2 protein-coding genes are annotated in these 2,234 nt (G+C 71.9%); both read left to right on the top strand.

The features are described from left to right. A partial coding sequence (locus H7I41_RS16515) for a MinD/ParA family ATP-binding protein (protein ID WP_264013688.1) occupies nt 1-1,047 on the top strand: 1,047 nt, incomplete at its 5' end. A gap of 208 nt (nt 1,048-1,255) precedes the next feature. After that, on the top strand, nt 1,256-2,234 hold a 979-nt coding region (locus H7I41_RS16510), incomplete at its 3' end, for an MPT63 family protein (protein WP_264013687.1).

Here is a 2,234-nt window from a genome sequence, read left to right as displayed (position 1 = left end):
CCCGCGCCACCGCCGCCGGGTCAGCCGGGAGCGGCGCCGCGCCCGTGGCCGGCTGCCTCCTACGGTCCGGACGCCCGCATCGCGGCGCCGCCGCCGAGCGGTTCCTACGCCGACCGCATCCGGGTCAACGACCTGGTGCCCGCCCGCCGGACACCTCCGCAACGCGGCTGGCGGCGGCTCGTCTACCGCGCGAGTTTCGGCGCGATCAACCCGGGTCCCTCGGCCGACGAGCTGCGTCAGGCCGAACTCGAGGCGAAGATCCGGGGAGCGCTGCGCGGCCACTACAAGGTCGGCGTGATGGGCAAGGGCGGCGTGGGCAAGACGACGGTGTCGGCGAGCATCGGGTCGATCTTCGCCGAACTCCGCCAGGACGACCGCGTGGTGGCCATCGACGCCGACACGGCGTTCGGGAAACTGGGCAGCCGGGTCGACCCGAAGGCGCAGGGCTCGTACTGGGAACTGGCCAGTGACCAGCACCTGGACTCGTTCGCCGACGTTCGCAGCAGGGTCGGCAACAACGCCGCCGGTCTGTTCGTCCTGGCCGGTGAGGCCACCCCGGCCCGTCGCCGGGTGCTCGACCCTGCGATCTACCGCGAGGCCACCTCGCGGTTGGACCGGTACTTCTCGATCTCCGTCGTCGACTGCAGTTCCACGATGGACTCCCCGGTGACGCAGGAAGTACTGCGTGACCTCGACGCGCTGATCGTGGTGTCCTCGCCCTGGGTCGACGGCGCCGCCGCCGCGGGGCAGACGATGGACTGGCTGGCCAACCGCGGGCTGACCGGTCTGCTGCAGCGCACGGTCGTGGTGCTCAACGACTCCGACGGCCATGCCGACAAACGCACCCGGTCGATCCTGGCCCAGCAGTTCGCCGGCCAGGGTCAGGCGGTGGTCGAGGTGCCGTTCGACGGACACCTGCGGCCGGGTGGGGTCATCGACCGCACCAGCGAGATGTCCCAGGCGACCCGTCGGCGCTTCCTGGAGATCGCCGCCATCCTCGCCTCGCACTTTCCGACTCACGACGATCGCATCCGCGATCGCGGCTGAGTTCGTTCGCCAGCAAGCACCAACGACCGCCTAAAGCGGTGGTGACGAGGCGTCTTGGCGGTGCTTCGCACGTGACGGACCGGCCCCGTTGGCGCAGCGTTCACGACAGGCGGGGATGATCTTGTGCCGAACGACCTGCTAACTTCGAGTTTGTGACCTCCCTAAGACCGGGGGAGTCGGCAGTCGGACGACTCAGGAGCGAACAACCTTGAAGATCACCATCATCACCAATGCACTGGCCGCAGCAACCTTCGCTGCGGGAGCCGCAGGCGTCATCGCGGCGCCGATCGCGGGCGCGGACACCGCCGGCGTCACCACCCAGGACCTGGGCAGCCAGGCCGAACTGCGCGACGGGAACGTCGTCCAGCAGTGGACGGTGACAGGCCTCAAGCCCAGCTCGGACTCCATTCCCTACCAGGTGCGCGGCACGCTGTGGGAAGCCACCGCGACCGACAAGGCCGTGGCGGGATCGGCGACGCCGATCGTGTCCAACTTCAACGCCCGCGCCGCGGACGGCCAGAATTACCGCGCGCTGTTCCAGGTGGCCACACCGCAGGGTGTCAATCCGGCAACCATCGCGCAGGGTCAGGAGACCAGCGGCAAGATCTACTTCGACGTGACCGGCCCCGCGCCGGACACCGTCGTCTACAACGCCGGCGGGCGTGACGTCCTGGCGTGGGACGAGCCGCCGGCCGCGCCGCAGACGGCTCCGGGCACCTCGAACTACCCCGCGGGTAGCTCGGCCGCTCCTGCAGAGGTCGCCGACGAGGCGCCGGCCACGGCGGAGGACGAGCTGACGCCCGCCCCGGCGAGCAACGAGACCGATCCGGCCGCGCCCGGCGCACAGGGCACCCCGGTCGCCGTCGGACCTGACGGTGTTCCGCTGCCCGAAGGCAGTGCGGGCACGCCGCTGCCCGAAGGCAGTGCGGGCACGCCGCTGCCCGAGGGTGCCCCGGCCCCCGCAGGAACCCAGCCGGTTCCCGCGGGAACCCAACCGGTTCCCGCAGGCAGTGCGGGTACTCCGTTGCCTGCGGGCGCGCCGGCCCCCGCCGGAACTCCGGCTGCACCGGGCGCTGCAGCACCGGCCGAACCGGGCGCTCCGGCACCGGCGGCGCCCGCCGCACCGGGCGCTCCCGCGTCTCCGGCGCCGATCCCGGCCGGCTCTCAGGTGGCCCCGCCGGCAGGCA

The sequence above is a fragment of the [Mycobacterium] manitobense genome (assembly GCF_025821665.1).
Classification (GTDB): Bacteria; Actinomycetota; Actinomycetes; order Mycobacteriales; family Mycobacteriaceae; genus Mycobacterium; species Mycobacterium arseniciresistens.
The sequence above is the reverse complement of the archived record's forward strand: the minus strand, read 5'-3'. Positions and strand labels throughout refer to the sequence as shown.